At 48.1% G+C, this 3,010-nt stretch carries 3 protein-coding genes; all 3 read left to right on the plus strand.

What is annotated here, in order from left to right; genetic code table 11:
• Positions 1-468 precede the first annotated feature (468 nt).
• The gene (locus tag V6M87_RS27030; RefSeq protein WP_332879775.1) at positions 469-723 is read left to right on the plus strand and encodes a PAAR domain-containing protein; all 255 of its coding nucleotides are present in this window, start codon (positions 469-471) and stop codon (positions 721-723) included.
• Between the two features lie 676 nt (positions 724-1,399).
• Positions 1,400-2,545 carry a T6SS immunity protein Tli4 family protein gene (locus V6M87_RS27035; RefSeq protein WP_332879776.1) on the plus strand — a complete coding sequence of 382 codons (1,146 nt, stop codon included), beginning with the start codon at positions 1,400-1,402 and terminating at the stop codon, positions 2,543-2,545.
• A gap of 35 nt (positions 2,546-2,580) precedes the next feature.
• Positions 2,581-2,835 (plus strand): PAAR domain-containing protein, encoded by a 255-nt coding sequence (locus V6M87_RS27040; protein ID WP_332879777.1) that lies wholly within the window; start codon positions 2,581-2,583, stop codon positions 2,833-2,835.
• Positions 2,836-3,010 lie beyond the last annotated feature (175 nt).

Here is a 3,010-nt window from a genome sequence, read left to right on the forward strand (position 1 = left end):
ACTCGTCAAGCACGGCTTTGGCGCGGAACAACGCCATGCTGCGACGAGGAATATGATCACACGAAACTAAACAGTTAAGCTCGAAAAACGTACTTTTAAATTAACCGACACGTACCTTCTGCAAAGCTGCCTACACGCCAAGTCCATGCGAATCGAACAGTCTGGCCTGAATCCACAAGATAAACTTCATTTAAATTCAGATGGCTCCTATAATTTTGAAATGATCGACGATAGTTATGGAAAGATTTGGAATATAAAAATATCTCAGGAAAGATTTGTTGTAAAAAATATTTCAAAAATAAACTCGGATATAACAAACTGAATATTGGTGACTTAATGCAAGAAATAGATTTTGAACTTGCTAAATGATATGCCACCCAACGCTATATAGCCTGCAATGACTGGACTGTGAGAGAGCACCGTCGCTTGGAATGTTCCCTAAAAAACAGCAATTGAGAGGCGAAAAAAATGACGCATGAAGGACGTGCAGTTGTTCGGCTGAACGACAAGACCGACCACGGCGGAACGGTCATCTCTGCCTCATCCGGCACGCGGGTCATGGGACGGGATGCGGCACTTGCGGGCGATATGACGTTCTGCCCCAAATGCAAGGGCAACTTTCCGATCATGCCCGATGGGGCCGGTGCCCGACATAACGGACGCGCATACGCCTACACCAACGATGCCACCGCATGCGGAGCCAAACTGATTGGGTCACTTTGAATAGTTGACCTGCCGCCAGCCAGAATAGAACGCCCTCGCCAGCCACAGGAAAAAAGCCTGCATCAGATGAGCGAAATAACCTTACTAAATTCATCAGATTACGGGAATTAGAGATGCGCAGACAATTCTGGCTGTTCTAGTAAAATCATCATGCCCGTTGATTCCAGCTAAAAGGCGGAAAATTTTACCAAAAGAAATCGCACCCTATCGGAGTGGGGAAAAATGAAATGGAAGATTATTTTTCTTATATTTTCTTTAGCCGGTCTCGCCACAATCTCCACCTTCAACTCAAGAATACTAAAAACAACTTCCAAAACTACATTTTGGAAAAAAGAACCTCTGCTTATAACGGGGGAACAAAATCATTACTCGATACTCCCAACGGGAACAGTTCTGTATTTTGATCGCGACTGGTAGGAAGGACACCAGACTTACCATGTATATTTTGACATTAAAAGCGAGTTCCAGACTGAACCAGCAGATCCTGAAATGATGTCGCCTTTGTGGCTTCGCGCAGTTGACACTGAAGAGATGCCAACGCCGCTCAATGACTATCCGGTTACAAAAAATGAACTTGTTCAACTCTTAATCAGAACGGCTATGCTGACCGTGATGTCTTGGCATCCCTGCTTTACTCAGTCGTTCAAATCGCCAAGACAGCAAAACGGGAGTGATTGTGAAACCAAAATATCTTATTAAATACGGCGCAGTTATCGTTGCTTCACTTGCTGTGCTGATTTCGTTAAGTGCAAACTCTCACACTTACTCTTATAAGGAGACCGCCGTGCCTGATTTAGTGAAGCTTAGCTCGCGTCTGCAAGTAATTTTCGAAAAGACGAAGCTCCTTTGCTTCGGTCGCTTTGCAATTGAAGTGCCACAGGAAGCACAACTTATATATGGAAGCGCTGTTTTTCGCGAGGGCATAGAGGTCTTCCCGGGCGACTTGGAAAAGGCAATTAACCACGCCGATGCGAAATTCAAGGGGGTGAAGTTTGAAAACCGAACTGCCGAGATGACCTACAGTGGACCTGGCCCAATTGTTGACAGCTGGCAAATTCGTTATTTTTTGAACGAATATGCAAAGGAAGATAATCTGCTTTTCTTCCAGACATATATCAGCAAGGGAAACACCACGTTCATGATTGATGATGCGATTTCGAAGGGTGAAACAGAAAGCGTGGTTATTGCCCGGCAACTGTCCCGAGCCAAGAGCTTAAGGCTGCGCGCCACGGAGGAGGTATCGTCCGAGCCAGGCTTTTGTATTGAGCACGGGTTTATACCAGGCGACCGCTATGGAGAGTCTGAACAAATCAACGCAGGAATTTATCTACCAAGCCTCCCGGACGTCACCTTCTCCGTCGGTTCGAACCAGAACGCCTATATGGACTATGACAAGGAAGAATTCGACAAGATAAAGCGTGGCGAGCTTTCCCTACTTGCCCGCATCAAAAGCGCGCAAGCAATGCAAGGGGGTCATTACCCGAAGCGTGACGTCCTGCGGGAAGGGAAACGGGACGTACAACACTGGAAAGGTGAGGAATCGCTTATACGCAGGCCAGATGGCACCCACGATTTCGAGTGGGCCTTTGTGGGTACGCCGAAAGACGTCGCCAACCCTTCCGAGTTCAATGCGGTCATGTTCTCAAAGGTCAAGGCCAATATAGTTGGAGCGGCAAAGAAGGCATCTGTCACTGACGATGAAGCGGTTGCATTGTGGGACAAACTCCTTTCCGGCCTGAAGTTCCGGGTCAAGGTACCGGGCGCGCCCGAAGGCTCGTATTATCTTCCAAAACTTCAGCCAAATTCTTCCACGTTGAAATAAATTCATCCACCCACAACCAGTGAGAGCTTACGAAAATGAAGCATGAAGGACGTGCAGTCGTTCGACTGGACGACAAGACCGACCATGGCGGTACTGTCATTTCTGCCTCATCCGGCACGCGGGTGATGGGACGCGACGCCGCACTTGCGGGCGATATGACGTTCTGCCCAAAATGCAAGGGCAACTTTCCTATCAAGCCCGACGCGGCCGGCGCCCGACATAACGGACGCGCATACGCCTACGCCAACGATGCCACCGCATGCGGAGCCAAACTTATTGGCTCGCTTTGAATAGTTGACCTGCCGCCAGCGAGAAGAGAACGCCCTCGCCGGCCACAAGAAAAAAGCCTGCTTCACATGAGCGAGTTAACCTTGTTAAATTCATTAGATGTTTAGTTTCGTGTGATCATATTCCTCGTCGCAGCATGGCGTTGTTCCGCGCCAAAGCCGTGCTTGACGAGTTGAT

The sequence above is a fragment of the Massilia sp. S19_KUP03_FR1 genome (assembly GCF_036688685.1).
GTDB lineage: Bacteria > Pseudomonadota > Gammaproteobacteria > Burkholderiales > Burkholderiaceae_D > JALYUM01.